This is a genomic window from Planococcus sp. APC 3900, from assembly GCF_030407735.1.
GTDB lineage: Bacteria > Bacillota > Bacilli > Bacillales_A > Planococcaceae > Planococcus > Planococcus notacanthi.
This window is the reverse complement of sequence record NZ_JASDCT010000008.1, coordinates 164,374-182,516: the sequence shown is the minus strand read 5'-3', so window position 1 is coordinate 182,516 and position 18,143 is coordinate 164,374. Positions and strand designations below refer to the sequence as shown.

Genomic DNA, 18,143 nt, shown 5'->3' with positions numbered 1-18,143 from the left:
AAAAATTTTGCGGACCCTTTTTTTATCGTCATTTAACAGTTAAAGTGACTGAGCCGAGCTCGCCGTAGCTGGCTTCGTAAAGCCCTCTCTCCAGCGTCTTCGGCAAAATGAAAGTGCCTGATGAAATGGCCATTCCTTTTTTTACTGTCAACCCGTGGCCATCCAATTCCTTGACCAGCCATTGCAGTGCATTTACGGGATGACCCAGGACTTCAGCAGAAGTGTCTCCCGCAATTTCCTTTCCATTTAAGCTTAGTTTGCCAGGCAGCCGCTCAAGCTGGCTGTAGCTGATGCTATCCAGTGGCTGGCCGACGATGATTTTCCCTGCAACTGCACTGTCTGCGACTACTTGCCCAAGGCTGATTTTTGGGAACCAGTCATCGTATCGGGAATCGGGGACTTCGATGCCAGGTGCCACTTGGGTTTTCTCCAGAAGCGCCTGAACATCGTCCGTTGCCGATAAGTCTTCCTTCGCAATAAAAATCAATTCGATCTCAATTAAAGGAGAAGACATCGAATCCAATTCAATGATGCCATCCGATAAAGCGGAAGTAGTCAGCGCACCATACAAAGGAGTTTCCGATTGGAATAGGTCCTGTGTTTCTTTGCTGGTCAGGCTGATTTTATAGCCTCTTAATTCCTCTTGCCCATTCCGGGTTTTAGTATCCGTAACCGCATGCTGGATTGCATAAGCCTGGTTCTTTTCCAAAGAGGCTGGAATTTGCTCTTTCGGAATTGTTTGCCTGTTGATGTAGGCTTCATATAAAACGGTTGCCATATCAGTTTGCTGTGAATCCAGATTTTTCATAAGAAAGCCCCTCTCAGATGGTATACCTCTTATCATATCATTCTGACAGTTTATTTTGAATGTTTCGTGTTGCTGATTTTTATTGGGCTTCTGCTCTTGGACAGCTTCCGCTTTTCTTTATTGTCCAGACTCCAGCGCCCAGCTCTTCGGGATGTAAGCCACTCTGGCTGTGCGGCTGTAAACACGCCGCTTTGCCAGACCGTCTTACCCCTGTCAGAGCTGCACGGCCGTTTCCGCTTTTCTCTATTGTCCAGACTCCAGCGCCCAGTCCCTCGAGTCGCTTCAGCTTTACCAAGACTGGCAAAGAACGCCATTCCCGGTAAAGCTTCCAGCGCTTGTCAGGACTACACGGCCGCTTCCGCTTTTCTTTTTACAATACATAAAAATAAACAGCCAAGAAGTGGCAAAGGCTTCCCAAAAGAATGAAGAGGTGGAAGATCTCATGAAATCCAAGGTGCTTGGAAGACAGAAAATTAGGTTTTATTCCATATATGATACCGCCTACTGTGTAGGAAACACCGCCAGCGACAAGCAGCAGCAGACCTGTCAGCGACAAGCTGTCAGCCAATGGCACTACTGCGAAAATGATGATCCAGCCCATGGCGATATAGATTGCGGTCGACAGCCATCTTGGCGAATGGAACCAGACCATTTTAAAGAGAATGCCGCTTATTCCCAATACGGCGACAAGGGAGAATAAGGTCCAGCCGAGCGTTCCGCCTAAAGCGATCAGACAAAATGGGACATAAGAGCCTGCAATCAACGCGAAGATCATGGAATGATCAAGTTTTCGCAAAAAAGCGATGATGTGCGGATCTGAAATGGCTGAATGATAAATGGTGGAAGCCGTATACAATAAAATCAAACTGATGCCGAAAATAGCGACAGCTGTTACATGCAAAGCGGGTGCATTGGCATAAGCGGTTTTGATGACCATCGCTAAAAGTGCAGCGAGGGATAAAACAGCTCCAGCTAAATGGGACAATGCATTAAAAGGTTCTCGGATATAAGCAGTCATGTAAAGCAACTCCTCGTTTTATGTAGTTATTGAAACTATGTATAACGATACTCGCATTGATAAACGGAGTCAAGTTTGGAGAAAATTTGATAATGGGGTAAAATAACTAGTATGAAACACCGCAAGGGAGCGTGGAAGTACATGGGAAAAGCTGATGAAATCATCAAATCGATGGCTTTCCATAATCAGGTTCTGCCGGAAGACATTCCGAAGATCGATCTGTATATCGATCAGGTCATTCAATTATTCGAAACCAGTTTTGCCGAGTCGAAACGGTATCCAGATGAAAAAATCCTGACGAAGACCATGATTAATAATTATGCCAAAGGGAAGTTGTTCTATCCGGTCCAAAACAAAAAATACAGCCGCAACCACATTATGCTGATCAGTTTGATTTATCAGATGAAAAGCGCATTATCGATCAATGACGTCAAGCAGGTGCTGCATGGCATCAATGAAAAGGCGGCACAAAAAGAGTTGGATCTGGAGCAGTTTTACAGCAGTTACTTAAATCTTCAGCAAGGCAATGCAGAGATTTTCGAAGCAGGCTTAAAGCGCCAATCGGAAGAAGCTGCTGAACAGGTGGCGGGTGCTGATGAATCGGAGGAACTGGAGCGCGTCCTGCTCATCGCATCATTGGTTCATACCAGCAATCTTTACAGGAGAGCAGCGGAGAAACTGGTGGATGAGATGGCGAAAGGAGCGGACACGAATGGTTAAAGTTCTCATTGATGCAGATGGCTGTCCGGTGGTCACCCAAACCATCGATTTGGCTAGAGGCTACCGGCTTCCAGTCATCTTGATTTGCGACACTTCCCATGAAATGCACAGAGAAGGGGCAGAAACCATCACGGTATCAAAAGGCGCGGATGCAGTCGACTTTGTGCTGGTCAACCGGGTCAAAAAAGGCGATATTGTCGTCACCCAGGATTACGGCCTTGCCGCTATGGTGCTTGCAAAAAGAGGCATTCCAATCGATCAGAATGGCCGCGTCTATTCAGATGAAAACATCGAGCAACTGCTCCATGGCCGACATGTCGCCAAAAAAATCCGGCAAGGCGGCGGCCGGATGAAAGGGCCGAAAAAACGGCGTCCCGAAGACAATGAAAAATTCGCAGCGGCTTTAACGGTCCTGTTGAAACAAAGTAAGGAAAATGAAAAAGGACCCGGCAGTTGAATGCCGGGTCTTTCTTTGTCTATTTTGTCTATTTTGGGTTAAATGGTCCAGCGGTCATTAATGATCGCCACCAATACCCAGTCACCGTTGCTGTTCTTCTCGAATACCATGTTCAAGCTCTGCCAGTCCATTTGGTCATATTGATCAGTTCCAGGGAAGTAGTACTCGACAATGGTTGCTTCAGGGTACACTCGGTGAATAAATTCATGTGTAGTTGGCTGGATGGTGCGTCCATAGCGTTCTTTAGTGGTATATTCCGCATCCATCAAGTATTCATCGTAATACTCAGCAGGCGTCAATTTAATCTCAAAACCGCTGCCGTCCTGATAACCCCATAAATAATCATTGGCATCATTCATGAAGTTGGGAAGTTGGGCTTTGGTGAAAGTCACTCCGCCATTGTCGATGCAACCACCACTGTAAGGGCAAAACGTCAATCCCTCTGTAGAGCTGACATAAGCTGCGACATCACCGAAATCCTCCGCTTGCAGTTCAGCCAGAATATCATTGGCTGTCATCAATAATTCCTGTTTTTCAGGAATGAAAGAAGGTTCGATGGCACGGGCGAGAAATGCAGAAAATTGAGCACGTGTTACCGGAGTGTCAGGGCGGAAAGTATTGTCCGGATAGCCGCGTGCGACTCCTTGATAAGCAAGTCTTGATACGGCATCAAAAGCAAAATGGTTTTCCCTCATGTCCCGAAAAGTATTATCCGGCGCTTCAGGGAAATAAAAAGCTCTGTCCAGCATAGTCACAGTCTGGGCTCGGGTGACAGTCCAATTTGGACGGAAATAATTATTCGGAAAACCGACAATGATCTCCTCTTCAACAGCGGAAGCGATGTAACCGGAAAACGGATGGTTTGCGGGAACATCTCTAAACCCCGTTGAACGGGATGTGTCGTCCAGATTCAAGGCACGTCCGATCATGGCGACAGCATGGGCACGGGTAACAGGATCATTCGGTCTGAAGGTTCCATCCGGATAGCCATTGATGATTCCTTCTTCGTACAAATAAGCGATTTCAAAAGCGAACGGGTGAGTGGCAAAGACGTCATCAAACAAAACAATCGCTTTGGCGGGAGATAAAAACGAACTGAACATCAGGATGGCAGCTGCAATTAAAGACAATAAAGTCTTCATATTTATCCCTCCCTATTTGATCTTATTTTACCACGAATAAAAGTATAAAGTAACAATAAAATGTTATAAAAATAAAATAATGAGTATAAAAGAGCTCTAAGAGTAGTTTTCTACCAGAAGGGGAATAAAAGATAAAATACTTGAAACTGATTTGGGAAAGGAGACGAACATGAAAAAAATCCTCATTGTTGTGACGAATGAAGCCAATGTTGGGATCAAGGGGAAAAAAACGGGGCTGTGGCTTCGGGAAATGACTGATTTTTACCATGAAATAAAAGATTATTTTGACGTGGATATCATTAGCACCGCTTCCAACCGCGTGCCGATTGACCCGCTCAGTTTGATGGAAGCGGTCGTCCATAAGCAGACGCGCCACTATTATTTAGACGATGAGCTGATGGGCAAATTGAAGAAACCGCTGACGCCAGAGCAGGTAAAGGCACATGATTATGCGGCTATTTATTTTACCGGCGGCCATGGTACGATGATCGATTTTCCGAATAACCCAAGCTTGCAGAAACTGACTGCCTCGATCTACGAAGCAGGTGGGGTAGTGGCTGCTGTATGCCATGGACCGAGTGCTTTGTTGAACATTCCTTTATCTGATGGCCGTAATTTACTGGCGGGGCATGTCGTGACCGGCTTTTCGGATTTTGAAGAAAAAATCATGGGAATGTATCGCGATATTCCTTTTTCCCTGGAGCAAAACTTGAAAGAACAAGGAACTTTATTTCAAATCTCTCAAGTGCCGTTCACATCCTGTGTGATTGAATCAGGGCGGTTGGTGACGGGGCAAAATCCGGCTTCCGCAAGCCAGGTGGGCGAAAAAGTAAAAGAACTCCTGACAGAAGTGAACCCGGCTTAAAACACAGCCGGGTTCATTTATTTGATTTTTTTTCCGCATAGTCCATGAACTGCAGCGGATAATTGGTCTGAATCAGGCTAAAGCCGCGGTCGATGAACCATCCCCAGCCTTTATCGGGGTCTAATAGCGAAAGAGCATCCGAGCGCCGGGCGTTTTCAGCAAAATCAAGGGCGTTGCCCCATAAATTCGTTTGGTTTTTAAGTTTGCTGACGACAGCTTCGGAAATCACCTCATCCTCCTCTGTATAAAAAATCAATTCGATTGCGATTGGCGAAATCTCATTGAGCAACAGGTCGAGTTGATGAAGATTTTGGTCATTCAGTTTATGCATGTAGCACATGTTTCGTGGTTTCGATTCAAAAAAGTCCTTCAATTGCTCAACCGGTTTGTCGCTTTTCAGCATGAAGTGATCTAAGAGGTCGTGCTTCTCTACCAGTTCATAAAGTTCGTGCCGTAAATCCCAAGCTTTGTCGGCGTTGATCATGGCTTTTCCTTTAATCATTGGCAGAACTTCGAGAAGAGTAGGCACTTTTTCAGTTGAAATTTTCGCATTGGGGCCGCCGTTCAATTCTTTTAACGACAATTCTTTTATTTCTTTTAATGTCAGCTGATCTATTTCTCCGGTACCGTTCGTCGTCCGGTCTACAGTAGCGTCGTGCATGAGAATAATGTGTCCGTCCTTGGTCAATCGCATGTCCAATTCAATCAAATAGACTTTGCGGTCGATGCAATGTTGAATGGAAGGGAGCGAATTCTCTGGCGCGGGATTCCACAGACCACGATGGGCGACGGGAGTCAAGGGGTGCAGTTTTTCCTGTAAAGCTTGATAAAAACTCTTATAGTTGCTTAATCGCCATCCAAGTAGCTGCTGATTAACTGCCATAAGCGTCCTCCTTATCTATTCCTCTTCAGTATACAAGGTTCCGTTCCATAAGTTTATTGCAAAGCTTAATAAGGTAATTTTGGAATACTTAAGGCTGCCGATTGAAATTAGGAAGAAATAAAAAAATTATAAGTACCTAGTTAAAAAATCATATATAGGGTATACAAGAAGAAGTGAGAAAAAAACCACGTATTTTTGGAGGGATTTTGATGAAAAAGTCGACAATGAATACACTGATTGGCAGCGCGCTTGCAGCGGCCTCTGGAATTTTTGTTTATAAAGCATACCAGGAGAAAAATTCAGTGCAGGTAAGAGAAGATATGGATATGCGCAACAGCAATGAAGTGGATCAACGTGAAAGTGTTGAAGCTCTGGAAGATTCTGCTGAACAGGGCTTGTCCCAGTTAGACTCTGCCTACCGTGATGAATGGCAGGCCAATGCATTTCCGCAAACCCATAAAGAAATGCGGGAACTTGAAGAAGATAAATAAGGGCATCACATCAAGCGAAGGCAAAGTTTCTTTTTGCTTTCGCTTTTTTGTGTGCAGAAAATACGATAACCATTGGAAAAGGAGAAGCAAGTATGTGGATTAGAAAACCATTTTTTGAATATACGACAGCGATTTTATTGGTTTCAGTGACCTTGTTTTTTCTTGGCAAGATTGATTATATTTTTGAGCCGCTTCAGATCGTCATCGCTACCATTTTTGCGCCGGTCCTGATCGGGGGCCTGCTTTATTATTTGCTGCGGCCTTTTGTAAAATGGTTGATGCGCTATGTACCTAAAATTGCTGGAATCGGAATCGTTTTTACCGTCATTATTTTAACTTTATCTATTCTGATTTACTTTTTGGGTCCATTGGTTACCAACCAGGTCGAGAGTCTCGCAGACCTGGCGCCGGGAACCGTTGAAGAAGTGACGGAGGAATCAAACAACATCCTGTCCGGTTTTCAGCTGGGCGGAGTTTCAGGTCCGGAGATAAAAGCATGGGCTTTGGATTACTTGGAGAACCTTTCAGAAGGACTGCTGAATAATGTGATGAACATTTTGACGATGTTGATGAATATTGCAATTGTCCTCATTGTTGTCCCGTTTGTGCTGTTCTTTCTATTGAAGGATGATGAAAAATTCATTCCTCATTTAATAAAGTATTTACCGGAAGAACACAAGCTTGAAGGTGAAAAAGTATTGAAGGATGTCGATCAGACATTGTCTGCGTTTATAGTGGGCCAGGCGATTGTCGCTGCTGTAGTGGGAACCTTGATGTACATTGGTTATTTGATTATCGGATTGGATTACGCTTTGAGTCTGTCGATCTTCGCAATGTTCTTGATTATTGTGCCTTTCCTCGGACCGCTCATCGGCATCATTCCTGCTTTATTTGTCGCTTTGATGAGTGGAGATGCGTGGATGGCAATAAAAGTCATCCTTGTGCTGCTCGTTGTCCAGCAGCTTGAAGGCAATCTTGTGACACCGAATATCATGGGCAATCGCCTGAACATCCATCCACTGACGATTATTTTACTGCTGATGATTGCCGGTGCATTGTATGGATTTATCGGTATTCTGATTGCGATTCCCACTTATGCTGTTTTAAAAACCTTGGTTCATAATATCCGTTTATTTAACAGGCTGCGCAAAAAGAGAGCAGTCCAACAGCCAGACGGTTAATTAGTACTGCATAACTTTATTGAATAGTGGTTATTTTCTCTCAAAGGTACTAGAATTGAGAAAATTATGATATATTATTCTTTAGAATGACTGATATGCAAAAACAAGGGGGAACTAAGATGAAGAAATGGAGTCTTTTAGCACTACTATTAGCAATGCTGCTCGTACTTGCTGCCTGCGGATCCGATGAAAGTGAAGAAGGTTCAACAGGCGGGGAAGGCGGCACTGAAGGGGAAACTTATACAGTGGGGATCGATACAACTTATCCGCCATTCGAATTTGAAGTGGATGGCGAATATACAGGAATCGATATTGATTTGATCAATGCGATTGCTGAAAACCAAGGATTCGAAATTAAATTCAGCCCGATGGATTTCGGCGGCATCATCCCTGCTTTGCAGGCTGGCCAATTGGATGTAGCAATTGCTGGTATGAGTATTACCGATGAACGCAAAGAAGTGGTCGACTTTTCTGACCCGTACTTTGATGCCGGTTTATCACTGGTGGTAGCTGAAGGCAACACGGACATTACAGCCTTGGAAGATTTGGAAGGCAAGACAGTAGCGGTTAAGAGTGGAACGACAGGTGCTCAATTTGCCCGTGACAACGAAGCTGAGCATGGTTACACAATTACTCAATTTGAAGACAGCCCTTCCATGTTCCAGGAAGTGTCAAACGGCAATGCTGATGTATTGCTTGAAGATTATCCCGTTATCGCTTATGCCATTGCTGAAAGCGGGCTTGATCTGAAAACAGCAGGTGAGCGCTTAACCGGTGACCAATACGGCATCGCGGTATTAAAAGGGGAAAATGCAGAGCTTCTTGAGAAAATCAATGCAGGTCTCCAGGAATTGCGCGACAGCGGAGAATACGATGAAATTCTAGCGAAGTATATCGCAGCAGAATAAAAATGGATGCAGCGCGCAGAAGCGCGCTGCATTTTTTGATGCAAAGGGGATGTGAGTATGGATACAATTATCAACGCTTTTCCATATTTAATGGAAGGGCTGCAAGTTACGCTCTATATTTTTGCCATTGCTATTGTAATCGGATTCCTGATCGGTTTAGTGGTGGCGCTATTCAGGTTGGCGCCGCTGAAAATACTGAATTGGATTGCGAAAATCTTTGTCGATGCCATTCGGGGCACGCCGTTTATCGTCCAGTTGTTCTTCATCTATTTCGGCCTAAACTCCTTGGACTTTATCTCGCTGGACAATACGACGGCTGGGATCGTAACAGTAGCCATTAACGCAGGTGCTTACTTCTCTGAAATTATCCGTGCGGGTATTCAATCGATTGATAAAGGACAAACAGAAGCGGCGCGTTCACTGGGACTGAATTCAACACAGAACATGCGCTATATCATTTTACCTCAGGCTTTCAGACGAATGCTGCCGACCATCACCAACCAGGCGATTATTTCATTGAAGGATACGTCGCTGTTATCGGTTATTGGAGTGGCGGATTTGACGCAAGAAGGCCGTATCCAGGCCAGTGCCACATTTGATGCTTTTAATGTGTACTTGATCTTAGGGATTATTTACTTTGTGGTCATATATCTGCTCTCCATGCTGGCGAGCTTTGTAGAAAGGAAGTTTGTTTTGCGATGACAATGATCAGAGTGGAAAATTTGAAAAAATCATTCGGCAACCTGGAAGTCATAAAAGACATGAGCACTGTGGTAGAAGAAAAAGAAGTCATCTGTGTAATCGGCCCATCCGGTTCAGGGAAAAGTACATTTCTGCGCTGCTTGAACCGGTTGGAAGAAATTACGGGCGGACATGTCTATATAGAAGGTGTTGACATCACGGATCCTAAAATAGACATCAATAAAATTCGCCAGGACGTCGGAATGGTGTTTCAACAATTCAATTTGTTCCCTCATAAGTCGGTATTGGAAAATGTCATTCTGGCACCGATGAAAGTGAAGAAAAGCGACAGAAAAGCGAGTGAAGCGAAAGCCTATGAGCTGCTTGATAAAGTTGGTTTGCGGGAAAAAGCAAAAGCTTATCCGGGGGAACTGTCAGGCGGCCAAAAACAGCGCGTGGCAATCGCCCGGGCATTGGCGATGGATCCAAAGATCATGCTTTTTGATGAACCGACGTCTGCACTTGACCCGGAAATGGTGGGGGACGTACTCGATGTCATGAAACAGTTGGCGCGTGAAGGCATGACCATGGTCGTTGTGACGCATGAGATGGGATTTGCAGCTGAAATGGGTGACCGTGTATTGTTTATCGATGGCGGATATATCGTGGAAGAAAATGTGCCGAAAGAATTGTTTGGCAACCCGCAGCATGAGCGGACAAAAGCGTTCTTAAGCAAAGTATTGTAGAAAAATGCGCCTGCGGGCGTATTTTTTTCTGCTTTTTTGTTGGAAGAATCTTATTTTGGCGCATCGGCGCGTATTTCTGGAAAATTCCAAACACCAACCGTTCTGGCGATAGATTCAGAACGGTTGGTGTTTTTCAATTTTCTAACAGTTAACTAGTTTATCGTGCTATTTTTTTCGCTTGATCAGGATACAAATCAAAGAAAAAACCGGCCAGGATGAAATCCTGGCCGGTTAAGCTTATTGGCTTATTCTTCGTCAAAGACGTGAACTTTTGTCATTTTGTCGCCATTGCTCATTGCTTTAGCCGTTTCCAATCCTGAAGTCACTTGTCCGAAAACAGTGTGGACTCCGTCAAGGTGTGGCTGTGGTGCGTGAACGATAAAGAATTGGCTTGAGCCAGTGTCTTTACCGGCATGCGCCATTGATAAGCTTCCTGCTTGGTGCTTATGCGGGTTGCCTTCAGTTTCGCATTTGATTGTTTTGCCGCTGCCGCCAGCACCAGTGCCGGTTGGGTCGCCGCCTTGGCTTACGAAGCCAGGAATTACGCGGTGGAATGTTACGTCGTTATAGAAGCCAGAGTTTGCAAGCTCCTCAAAGTTTGCAACTGTGTTAGGTGCTTCGTTCGGGAAAAGTTCGAATTCGATGATTTCGCCGTTTTCCATGTGGATGTGTCCTTTTTTAGCCATTCTAAAACATCTCCTTTATAATTGGTTCATTTTCCAGTATATCGATTTTTGGGTTGGCTGTATAATCATTTGGCACATTATAGAGCTTTTAATGAACCGCCTTCTACGACAAGCGATTGGCCGGTCATGTAAGAGTTGGCTGCCGAAGCTAGAAAAACAATGATTTTCGCAAATTCTTCCGGTTCTCCGTAGCGGCCAGCGGGAATAGACGATTGACTTTTCTTAGAGATTTCTTCTGCAGATACGCCTTGTTTGTCTGCTGCGATCTGATCCAATTCCGCCACCCGGTCTGTTGCAAAGCGGCCAGGTCCAACTGTGTTGACGAGAATGTTGTCACCTGCGACTTCGCGCGCAAGGGTTTTCGCAAAACCGATCATTCCTGCACGAAGTGTGTTGGATAGGATCAAGCCATCAATCACTTCTTTCGTTGAAGAAGAAGAAATGTTGATGATGCGTCCAAACTGCTGTTCCTTCATATAAGGAAGAACGGCGCGGGAGGTGCGGATATAGCTCAATAAATTCTGGTCGAATGCCTTATACCAATCAGCATCTTCCACTGCGTCGAACCCGCCGGCTTTTGGCCCGCCTGTGTTATTGATCAACACATCAATCCGGCCGAATTGATCAGCTGCGAATTGGACCAGTTTCTGGATGTCTTCTTCTTTGGAGATATCGCAAACGTGCGGAAATACTTGCTGGTTTCCAGAAGCCTCTTTAATTTCAGCGGCTGTTTCGTCTAGGGATTGCTGATTGCGGCTTGAGATGATCACTGTCGCGCCTTCTTTTGCAAATTCCAGCGCTGTTGCTTTGCCGAGCCCTTTGCTTGAAGCCATCACGATTACAATTTTTTCTTTGATTCCTAAATCCACTGCACTCATCCTTTCTTATGTATCCATCCTTCAGTTTACGAATAAAATACAGATAATTCAAACTTTTATTTTTTGAATTTCCGTCATAAGTCCAATGGCGTGAATCTGGGGTAAATATGATAGGATATAGTTATTGAGTAGATTAGGAGTGTTATAAATGGAAGAACGCGAAGTTTTTGATATAACGATTATCGGCGGCGGGCCAACTGGCTTGTTTGCTTCCTTTTACGGCGGTATGCGCAAAATGAAAGTAAAAATCTTGGATAGTTTGCCGCAGCTTGGCGGACAGCTTACTGAATTGTACCCGGATAAATTCATTTACGATGTAGGTGGATTTTCAAAAGTGTTGGCAAAAGATTTGGTGGACAATCTAGTCCAGCAAGCAAAATACGGCGATCCGGAAATTTGTCTGGAAGAAACCGTAACAGCCGCAGAACGCCACGGAGATCATTTTGTCATTCAGACGGACAAAGGTCTGCATTACACAAAAGCTATTTTGTTGACTGCGGGAGTTGGGGCATTCCAGCCGCGTAAATTGGCAGTCGAAGGCTGTGAAGCTTTTGAAGGCAAAACGCTTCATTATGGAGTTAAGGACCTGACTGTTTTCAGCGATAAAAAAGTGGTCGTTTTAGGCGGCGGCGATTCAGCTGTCGACTGGTCGATGATGCTTGAAAATGTAGCATCCCATGTAACGTTGAGCCATCGCCGAGACAAAATGACAGCGCATGAGGCAAACATCGATGTCTTGATGGCATCGACAGTGGAAGTGAAAAAACCTTACGGCGTGAAAGAATTGGTTGGAGAAAATGGCCAAATCAGCGAGCTTGTGCTGGTCGATAAAGAAGGCAATGAAGAACGTCTTGACGTAGACCACGTTATTGTCAACTACGGCAACATCACCTCATTAGGTGCCATCAAGGAATGGGGACTCGAGATGGATAAAAACTCGGTCATCGTCAACTCTAAGATGGAAACCAGTATCCCAGGCATCTATGCTGCAGGCGACATTGCCACATACGAAGGCAAAGTCAAACTGATCGCTGTAGGTTTCGGCGAAGCACCGACAGCCATCAACAACGCGAAGTCTTATCTGGATCCAAAATCGAAAGTTCAACCATTACACAGTACAAGCGTTTTTAAATAAAACCCAAAAAGATCCGGCGCATTAAAATGCGCCGGATCTTTTTGTGTTTTTTTAATGTCTTCTATTCTTTTTCGCCAATGGATCTAATGAGGCGGCTTTAAGGAAAGAAACACCCATTAAAATGATAACCACCGAGAAGGGCAGGGCTGCAATGATCAATGAGTTTTGCAGGCCTTGTGTGCCGCCTGTATAAATAACGATGGCTGCTACGGCTGATTGAATAAGGCCCCATGTGATTTTCACCAAATTCGGCGGGTTCAGCATACCGCCCGTTGTCTGCATGCCCAGGACAAATGTCGCTGAATCGGCAGAAGTGATGAAAAAGATGGCAATAACGAATAAGGTGATGATCGACAGCAAAGTGCCAAGCGGATAGTACTGCAAAACACCGAAAGTAGCAGTCTCGAGACTGTAATCGGAAATTTTAGCGATGTTGTTCTGCTCCAGGTTTAATGCAGAAACACCGAACACCGCGAAAAAGATGAAGCATACCAGTGAGGGCACCAGCAGCACCCCAAGCATAAACTCTTTAACTGTGCGTCCCCGGGAAATACGGGCAATGAAGATGCCGACGAATGGTGCCCAAGAAATCCACCATGCCCAGTAAAAGACAGTCCAACCGTCAACCCAAGCACGGCGTTCTTCATTGATTGGCTCCAGATTAAAGCTCATGGAGAAGAAGTTGGACAGATAGCCGCCAATCGCATCTGCAAATGAATTGAAGATGTAGAGCGTCGGTCCGACGATCAATAAGAGCAAAAGAAGAATGAAGGCCAAAATCATGTTTATATTACTTAAATATTTGATGCCGCGCCCGATGCCTGATGAAGCAGAGGCGATAAAGAGAGCCGTTGCAATCGCAAGGATCAGCATTTGAAAGGCAAAATTATTGGGTGTGTCGAAAAGGAAGGAAATCCCTTCATTCATTTGGGCAGATCCGAATCCAAGCGTGGATGCGACGCCGATGACTGTAGCGAAGACAGCCAGCGTATCGATCAATTTCCCCAGTGGCCCAGCCATCAGCTTTTTCCCGAATAAGGGAATAAGAGTAGCGCTGATCAATCCTGGGGCATCGTTATGAAATTTAAAGTACGCCAGAACCAATGCAACGATTCCGTAAACGGCCCAAGCATGCAGACCCCAATGGAAAAAAGAAAATTGCATCGCTTCCTGGATTGCTTGATTGGACCCCAATTCAGAGCGTGGAGCGCTTATAAATGCGTGGGAGATCGGTTCAGCTGTTGTCCAGAAAACCAAGCCCATTCCCATGCCGGCACTGAACAGCATTGCAAACCAGGATGGCAGGGAGAATTCCGGTTTATCATCAGGCTTTCCCAACTTTAAATTGGAAAACCTGGAGAAAATCAAATACACACAGAAAATGAGTATCAGGAAAACGGTCAGAAGATAGTACCAACCGAATGTGCTGGAAATTGCGGCTGTCAATTCCCCTGTTTGTGATTTGAATCCTTCAGGCGAGGACAATCCCCAAACAACCAAGCCCATACATACTGATAATGCAATCCAAAAAACCGATGTTACATTCTTCAAACGAATTCCCCCTATAAACTGTTCTTTAATTAACATTTACATATTCCCTGATTTTCATATGCTAAACTGCTTTTTCGTGCTTGAACCCTGTATGCAGGATACGGCATTGGAATTATTAGTTTTATTACAAAATGTAACAAAGCGCAATTCCCTGTCATGAAATTGTTATGTTCCATCTGCCGTTCTGTCATGTTCCTGCAATGTGGAGGTGTTATGATCGTTCAAGTTAGTGAAAAGGAGGAATTTCAATTTATGAAAAAGCAAATCGTTACACTAACTGCTATCGCAGCTTTAAGTGTGGGAGCAGCAACGTCAGCAAGTGCATCATCTTATACAGTACAATCAGGTGACACTCTGTGGGGAATTTCACAAGACAAGAATGTATCAATAGAAAGCTTAAAAGGGTGGAATAACCTTTCATCTGATTTGATCTTGCCAAGCCAGGAACTAAAAGTCGATGGACAAGCAACATCAGAAAAGAAAGCCGACAGCTCAACATATACAGTTAAATCAGGAGATACTTTGGCGGAAATCGCCAGCGCTCATGGAATTCCATTGGACAGCTTAATGAGCTGGAATGGCATTTCTGGATACATGATCTATCCAGGCGAAAATTTGACAGTTAAAGGCGGCACAGCAGCAGCAGAAAAAGCACCTGCTAAAACTGCAGCAGCGCCAGCTAAAGAAAAAGCACCAGCACCAAAAACAGCAAGCGCTCCTGCACAAAAAGCACCAGCAGCAGCTTCAGCTCAATCCGGTAAAACGATGACTGTTTCTGCGACAGCTTACACAGCTTATTGCGCAGGATGTTCAGGTACGACAGCAACTGGAATTGATTTACGTTCAAATCCAAACCAAAAAGTAATCGCAGTAGATCCTTCAGTAATTCCGCTTGGCTCTAAAGTCTGGGTCGAAGGTTACGGAGAAGCAATCGCTGGAGACACTGGCGGAGCAATCAAAGGCAATAAAATCGATGTATTCATTCCAACACAAGGCGCAGCTTTAGAATTTGGCCGCAAAAATATTACAATTAAAGTTCTTAACTAATATTCGTATTGCTACACAGCCGAGGTGACCAATCCCTTGGCTTTTTTATGTTCAAAATCCTAAAAGAAACGATTCCTGAAATTACCCGGGAATCGTTTCTTTTTTTTGAAGTCCAATGCAACTGCTTCCTTATATTTGAAATAAATTTATTTTAAATTAATGAATAAGAAATTTTTGATAGGGTATAGTATTTAATATTCCGAATATTCTTTAAAAATAAAGGGGGACAGAAAAATGGCGAAAAAAGACAAGAATTTTTCACGGCGTGATTTTTTGAAGACCTCAGGAATCGCGACAGGAGCTTTAATCGGCGGCGGCATTATTGGAGGTCTGATAGGGGCCAACACCAACCAGCAGGACTCAGCATCCACTGCACCCGGAACTCCGCAAGGATCAACAGGATCCCCAGGTGGGGTCAGGGGGCTGACATTCTTCAAAAACAATGCGGAGTTTGAAATATTGAACCAAGCTACTGAACGAATTTTCCCGGAGGACGATTTAGGTCCCGGCGCAATTGGTTTAGGCGTAGCTTACTTTATTGACCAGCAGTTAGCGGGCAGCTATGGTGAAAATTCGAAGGAATACATGCAAGGTCCTTTTTATGAAGGGGAAACAACGCAAGGCTACCAAAGCCGGTTAAAGCGAAATGAAATGTTCCGACAAGGAATCCAGATTATGCAACAGGAAGCTCAAAGCCGTTTTAATGCCAACTTTGTAGACTTGGAAGGTGGGCAGATGGATGAAATTCTGACAGCTTTCCAGGAAGATGATGTACCGATGAGAGGCACAAGCTCGCTTTTCTTTTTCCGTTTATTGAGGCAGGCAACATTGGAAGGTGCTTATGCAGATCCGATATACGGCGGCAATCATAATATGGAAGGTTGGAAGATGAAAGGATTCCCAGGCCACCAAGCAGCTTATATCAATGAAATTGAAAATGAGGATTATGTGGAAATTGAACCTAAATCATTAGGGATGGAGCATTAATTGAAAAGGGGGAACTTGCATGGTAACGACTTTAGACAGCGTGGATGTAGTTACGGTAGGAGTGGGTTGGACAGGGGGAATCATTGCCGCTGAGTGTGCCAAAGAAGGACTCAAAGTAGTAGGGCTGGAACGTGGACGCGAACGGGGGACAGCGGATTTCAGCATTGTTCACGATGAATACCGCTACGCAGTTCGTTATGAATTGATGCAGGATTTATCACGGGAAACCGTCACTTTCCGCAATAATCGGCAGCAGCGTGCATTGCCGATGCGTCAGATGGGTTCTTTTTTATTGGGAGAAGGATTAGGTGGTTCAGGCACTCACTGGAACGGCCAAAATTGGCGTTTTCTTCCCTATGATTTTCAAATCAAAACGATGACCGATGAAAAGTATGGGGCTAATAAACTTCCAGCTGAATACACCCTGCAGGATTGGGGAATCACTTATGATGAATTGGAACCGTATTTTGACCGTTTTGAAAAGACCGCGGGCATTTCTGGCGAGGATAACAATCCGTTTTGGGGCAAACGGTCTAGCCCCTATCCGACACCACCGATGAAAAAAACGCCGATTCTGCAGCGTTTTGAAACAGCCACCACCAACTTGGGGCTGTCGCCTTTCATGATGCCATCAGCCAATCTGTCAGAAGCTTATGAAAATCCCGACGGACAGCAAATCAACGCATGCCAATACTGCGGATTCTGTGAACGTTTCGGTTGCGAGTACGGCGCCAAAACCTCTCCGGAAATTACCGTTGTGCCAGCTGCGAAAGAAACAGGCAACTACGAAATCAAGTTTAATGCCAATGTTGTCGAAATCATGAAGGAAGGCGACCGAGTTACAGGGGTACGCTATTTTGATACAGAGACTTTTGAGGAATTCATTCAACCGGCGAATGTGGTTGTTCTGACAAGTTATATGATGAATAATGCGAAGTTGCTGATGGTGTCTCAAATTGGCGAACAATACGATCCGGAAACAGGCCGGGGGACGCTGGGCAAAAACTATGCCTATCAGATCTTGCCGGGAGCATCTGGATTCTTTGATGAACAGATGAATACCTTTATGGGGGCAGGCGCTCTGGGAATGACTGTAGATGACTTTAATGGGGACTCTTTTGATCATTCTGACCTTGACTTCATACATGGTGCCAGCTTATCTATCACGCAAACCGGTTCCCGTCCGATTCTGCACAATCCAATCCCGCCGGATACGCCTTCTTGGGGTGCAGATTTCAAACGTGCATCGATTGAAAACTATACCAGGTCGTTGAGCGTCGGCGGCCAGGGGGCTTCCATGCCACATAAAGAAAACTATATGGCGCTGGACGGAACTTATAAAGATATCTACGGAGTGCCATTGCTGCAGCTCACCTATAATTTCACGGATCAGGATCGTGCGCTCCACAGCTATTTGACGGAAAGAGCGGGCGAAATCATGCAGGAAATGGGTGCGAAAACAGTAGTCGGCGGCAATCCAATATCAGATTATGACATTGTTCCTTATCAGACTACCCATAATACCGGAGGGACCATCATGGGTGCGGATCCAGGCACCAGTGTCGTCAATAATTTCCTGCAGCATTGGGATGCGGAAAATTTATTTGTCGTAGGAGCCGGGAATTTTGCACACAATGGAGGCTATAACCCCACCGGAACCGTTGGGGCATTGGCTTACCGCTGTGCAGAAGGCGTTATCCGCTATAGTCGTGAAGGTGGATCACTTGTTTAGTAATAGAAAAGAATTTCACTCAGTGGGGAGTTATTATCTTCCGTCGAGTGTTAGTTGAACCAATCGGACTTTTACGGACAGTGGTTTCCTGGTTCAGAGAAGCGGTAACCCTACTGTCCGTTAAAGCGGGATAAAGAGAAACTTCACTCAGTGGAGAGTTATTTTTCTCCGCTGATTGTTAGTTGAACCAATCGGACTTTTACGGACAGTGGTTTTCTGGTTCAGAG

The 18,143-nt window shown here is 44.8% G+C and carries 19 protein-coding genes; 12 read left to right on the top strand and 7 right to left on the bottom strand.

Annotated features, from left to right (window positions below):
* Window positions 1–28 precede the first annotated feature (28 nt).
* The gene (locus QMA04_RS15880) at window positions 29–808 is read right to left on the bottom strand and encodes a 2-keto-4-pentenoate hydratase (RefSeq protein WP_191715416.1); all 780 of its coding nucleotides are present in this window, start codon (window positions 806–808) and stop codon (window positions 29–31) included.
* Between the two features lie 370 nt (window positions 809–1,178).
* Window positions 1,179–1,826, bottom strand: coding sequence for a PAQR family membrane homeostasis protein TrhA (gene trhA, locus QMA04_RS15875; RefSeq protein ID WP_290186932.1), 648 nt, complete (start codon window positions 1,824–1,826; stop codon window positions 1,179–1,181).
* Between the two features lie 141 nt (window positions 1,827–1,967).
* Between trhA and QMA04_RS15870 the strand changes: the two genes are divergently transcribed.
* A complete protein-coding gene (locus QMA04_RS15870) occupies window positions 1,968–2,546 on the top strand; it encodes a DUF1836 domain-containing protein (RefSeq protein ID WP_191715418.1) in 579 nt (192 codons plus the stop codon).
* Window positions 2,539–3,003 carry a YaiI/YqxD family protein gene (locus QMA04_RS15865; protein ID WP_290186930.1) on the top strand — a complete coding sequence of 155 codons (465 nt, stop codon included), beginning with the start codon at window positions 2,539–2,541 and terminating at the stop codon, window positions 3,001–3,003. The genes QMA04_RS15870 and QMA04_RS15865 overlap by 8 nt, the downstream gene beginning before the upstream one ends.
* A gap of 38 nt (window positions 3,004–3,041) precedes the next feature.
* Here the strand turns inward: QMA04_RS15865 and QMA04_RS15860 are convergent, their stop codons facing one another.
* Window positions 3,042–4,145, bottom strand: a complete 1,104-nt coding sequence (locus QMA04_RS15860) for an S-layer homology domain-containing protein (protein WP_290186929.1) — start codon at window positions 4,143–4,145, stop codon at window positions 3,042–3,044.
* 169 nt (window positions 4,146–4,314) lie between these two features.
* Between QMA04_RS15860 and QMA04_RS15855 the strand changes: the two genes are divergently transcribed.
* The gene (locus QMA04_RS15855; protein WP_290186928.1) at window positions 4,315–5,010 is read left to right on the top strand and encodes a type 1 glutamine amidotransferase domain-containing protein; all 696 of its coding nucleotides are present in this window, start codon (window positions 4,315–4,317) and stop codon (window positions 5,008–5,010) included.
* Window positions 5,011–5,023: 13 nt separating this feature from the next.
* Here the strand turns inward: QMA04_RS15855 and QMA04_RS15850 are convergent, their stop codons facing one another.
* Window positions 5,024–5,893 (bottom strand): glycerophosphodiester phosphodiesterase family protein, encoded by an 870-nt coding sequence (locus tag QMA04_RS15850; protein WP_290186927.1) that lies wholly within the window; start codon window positions 5,891–5,893, stop codon window positions 5,024–5,026.
* A 209-nt stretch (window positions 5,894–6,102) separates the two neighbouring features.
* On the opposite strand from QMA04_RS15850, the gene QMA04_RS15845 reads away from it, so the two are divergent.
* From QMA04_RS15845 to QMA04_RS15825, 5 genes are all read left to right on the top strand, one after another.
* Window positions 6,103–6,384, top strand: coding sequence for a hypothetical protein (locus tag QMA04_RS15845; RefSeq protein WP_290186926.1), 282 nt, complete (start codon window positions 6,103–6,105; stop codon window positions 6,382–6,384).
* A gap of 92 nt (window positions 6,385–6,476) precedes the next feature.
* Window positions 6,477–7,565, top strand: coding sequence for an AI-2E family transporter (locus QMA04_RS15840; protein WP_290186925.1), 1,089 nt, complete (start codon window positions 6,477–6,479; stop codon window positions 7,563–7,565).
* Between the two features lie 119 nt (window positions 7,566–7,684).
* Window positions 7,685–8,473, top strand: coding sequence for a transporter substrate-binding domain-containing protein (locus QMA04_RS15835; protein WP_290186923.1), 789 nt, complete (start codon window positions 7,685–7,687; stop codon window positions 8,471–8,473).
* A 57-nt stretch (window positions 8,474–8,530) separates the two neighbouring features.
* A complete protein-coding gene (locus QMA04_RS15830; protein WP_290186922.1) occupies window positions 8,531–9,175 on the top strand; it encodes an amino acid ABC transporter permease in 645 nt (214 codons plus the stop codon).
* A complete protein-coding gene (locus QMA04_RS15825) occupies window positions 9,172–9,900 on the top strand; it encodes an amino acid ABC transporter ATP-binding protein (RefSeq protein WP_290186921.1) in 729 nt (242 codons plus the stop codon). The genes QMA04_RS15830 and QMA04_RS15825 overlap by 4 nt, the downstream gene beginning before the upstream one ends.
* A 245-nt stretch (window positions 9,901–10,145) precedes the next feature.
* On the opposite strand, the gene QMA04_RS15820 is transcribed toward QMA04_RS15825, so the two are convergent.
* Together QMA04_RS15820 and QMA04_RS15815 are read right to left on the bottom strand one after the other, a co-directional pair.
* On the bottom strand, window positions 10,146–10,586 hold the full coding sequence (locus QMA04_RS15820; protein ID WP_146558378.1) for a peptidylprolyl isomerase: 441 nt from the start codon (window positions 10,584–10,586) through the stop codon (window positions 10,146–10,148).
* Between the two features lie 77 nt (window positions 10,587–10,663).
* Window positions 10,664–11,455: an SDR family oxidoreductase gene (locus tag QMA04_RS15815; protein ID WP_290186919.1), complete on the bottom strand. Its 792-nt coding sequence runs from the start codon at window positions 11,453–11,455 to the stop codon at window positions 10,664–10,666.
* Between the two features lie 157 nt (window positions 11,456–11,612).
* On the opposite strand from QMA04_RS15815, the gene QMA04_RS15810 reads away from it, so the two are divergent.
* Complete coding sequence (locus tag QMA04_RS15810; RefSeq protein WP_191715428.1) at window positions 11,613–12,599, top strand: NAD(P)/FAD-dependent oxidoreductase; 987 nt, start codon at window positions 11,613–11,615, stop codon at window positions 12,597–12,599.
* A gap of 51 nt (window positions 12,600–12,650) precedes the next feature.
* Here QMA04_RS15810 and QMA04_RS15805 read toward each other — a convergent pair whose 3' ends face one another.
* Complete coding sequence (locus QMA04_RS15805; RefSeq protein ID WP_290186917.1) at window positions 12,651–14,150, bottom strand: BCCT family transporter; 1,500 nt, start codon at window positions 14,148–14,150, stop codon at window positions 12,651–12,653.
* A gap of 252 nt (window positions 14,151–14,402) precedes the next feature.
* On the opposite strand from QMA04_RS15805, the gene QMA04_RS15800 reads away from it, so the two are divergent.
* The 3 genes from QMA04_RS15800 to QMA04_RS15790 all read left to right on the top strand — a co-directional run bounded on the left by QMA04_RS15800 (window position 14,403) and on the right by QMA04_RS15790 (window position 17,916).
* Entirely contained in the window at window positions 14,403–15,197 is a 795-nt protein-coding gene (locus tag QMA04_RS15800) for a LysM peptidoglycan-binding domain-containing protein (protein WP_290186916.1), read from the top strand.
* Between the two features lie 234 nt (window positions 15,198–15,431).
* On the top strand, window positions 15,432–16,184 hold the full coding sequence (locus tag QMA04_RS15795) for a gluconate 2-dehydrogenase subunit 3 family protein (protein WP_290186915.1): 753 nt from the start codon (window positions 15,432–15,434) through the stop codon (window positions 16,182–16,184).
* 19 nt (window positions 16,185–16,203) lie between these two features.
* Window positions 16,204–17,916, top strand: a complete 1,713-nt coding sequence (locus QMA04_RS15790; RefSeq protein ID WP_290186914.1) for a GMC family oxidoreductase — start codon at window positions 16,204–16,206, stop codon at window positions 17,914–17,916.
* Window positions 17,917–18,143: the final 227 nt, after the last annotated feature.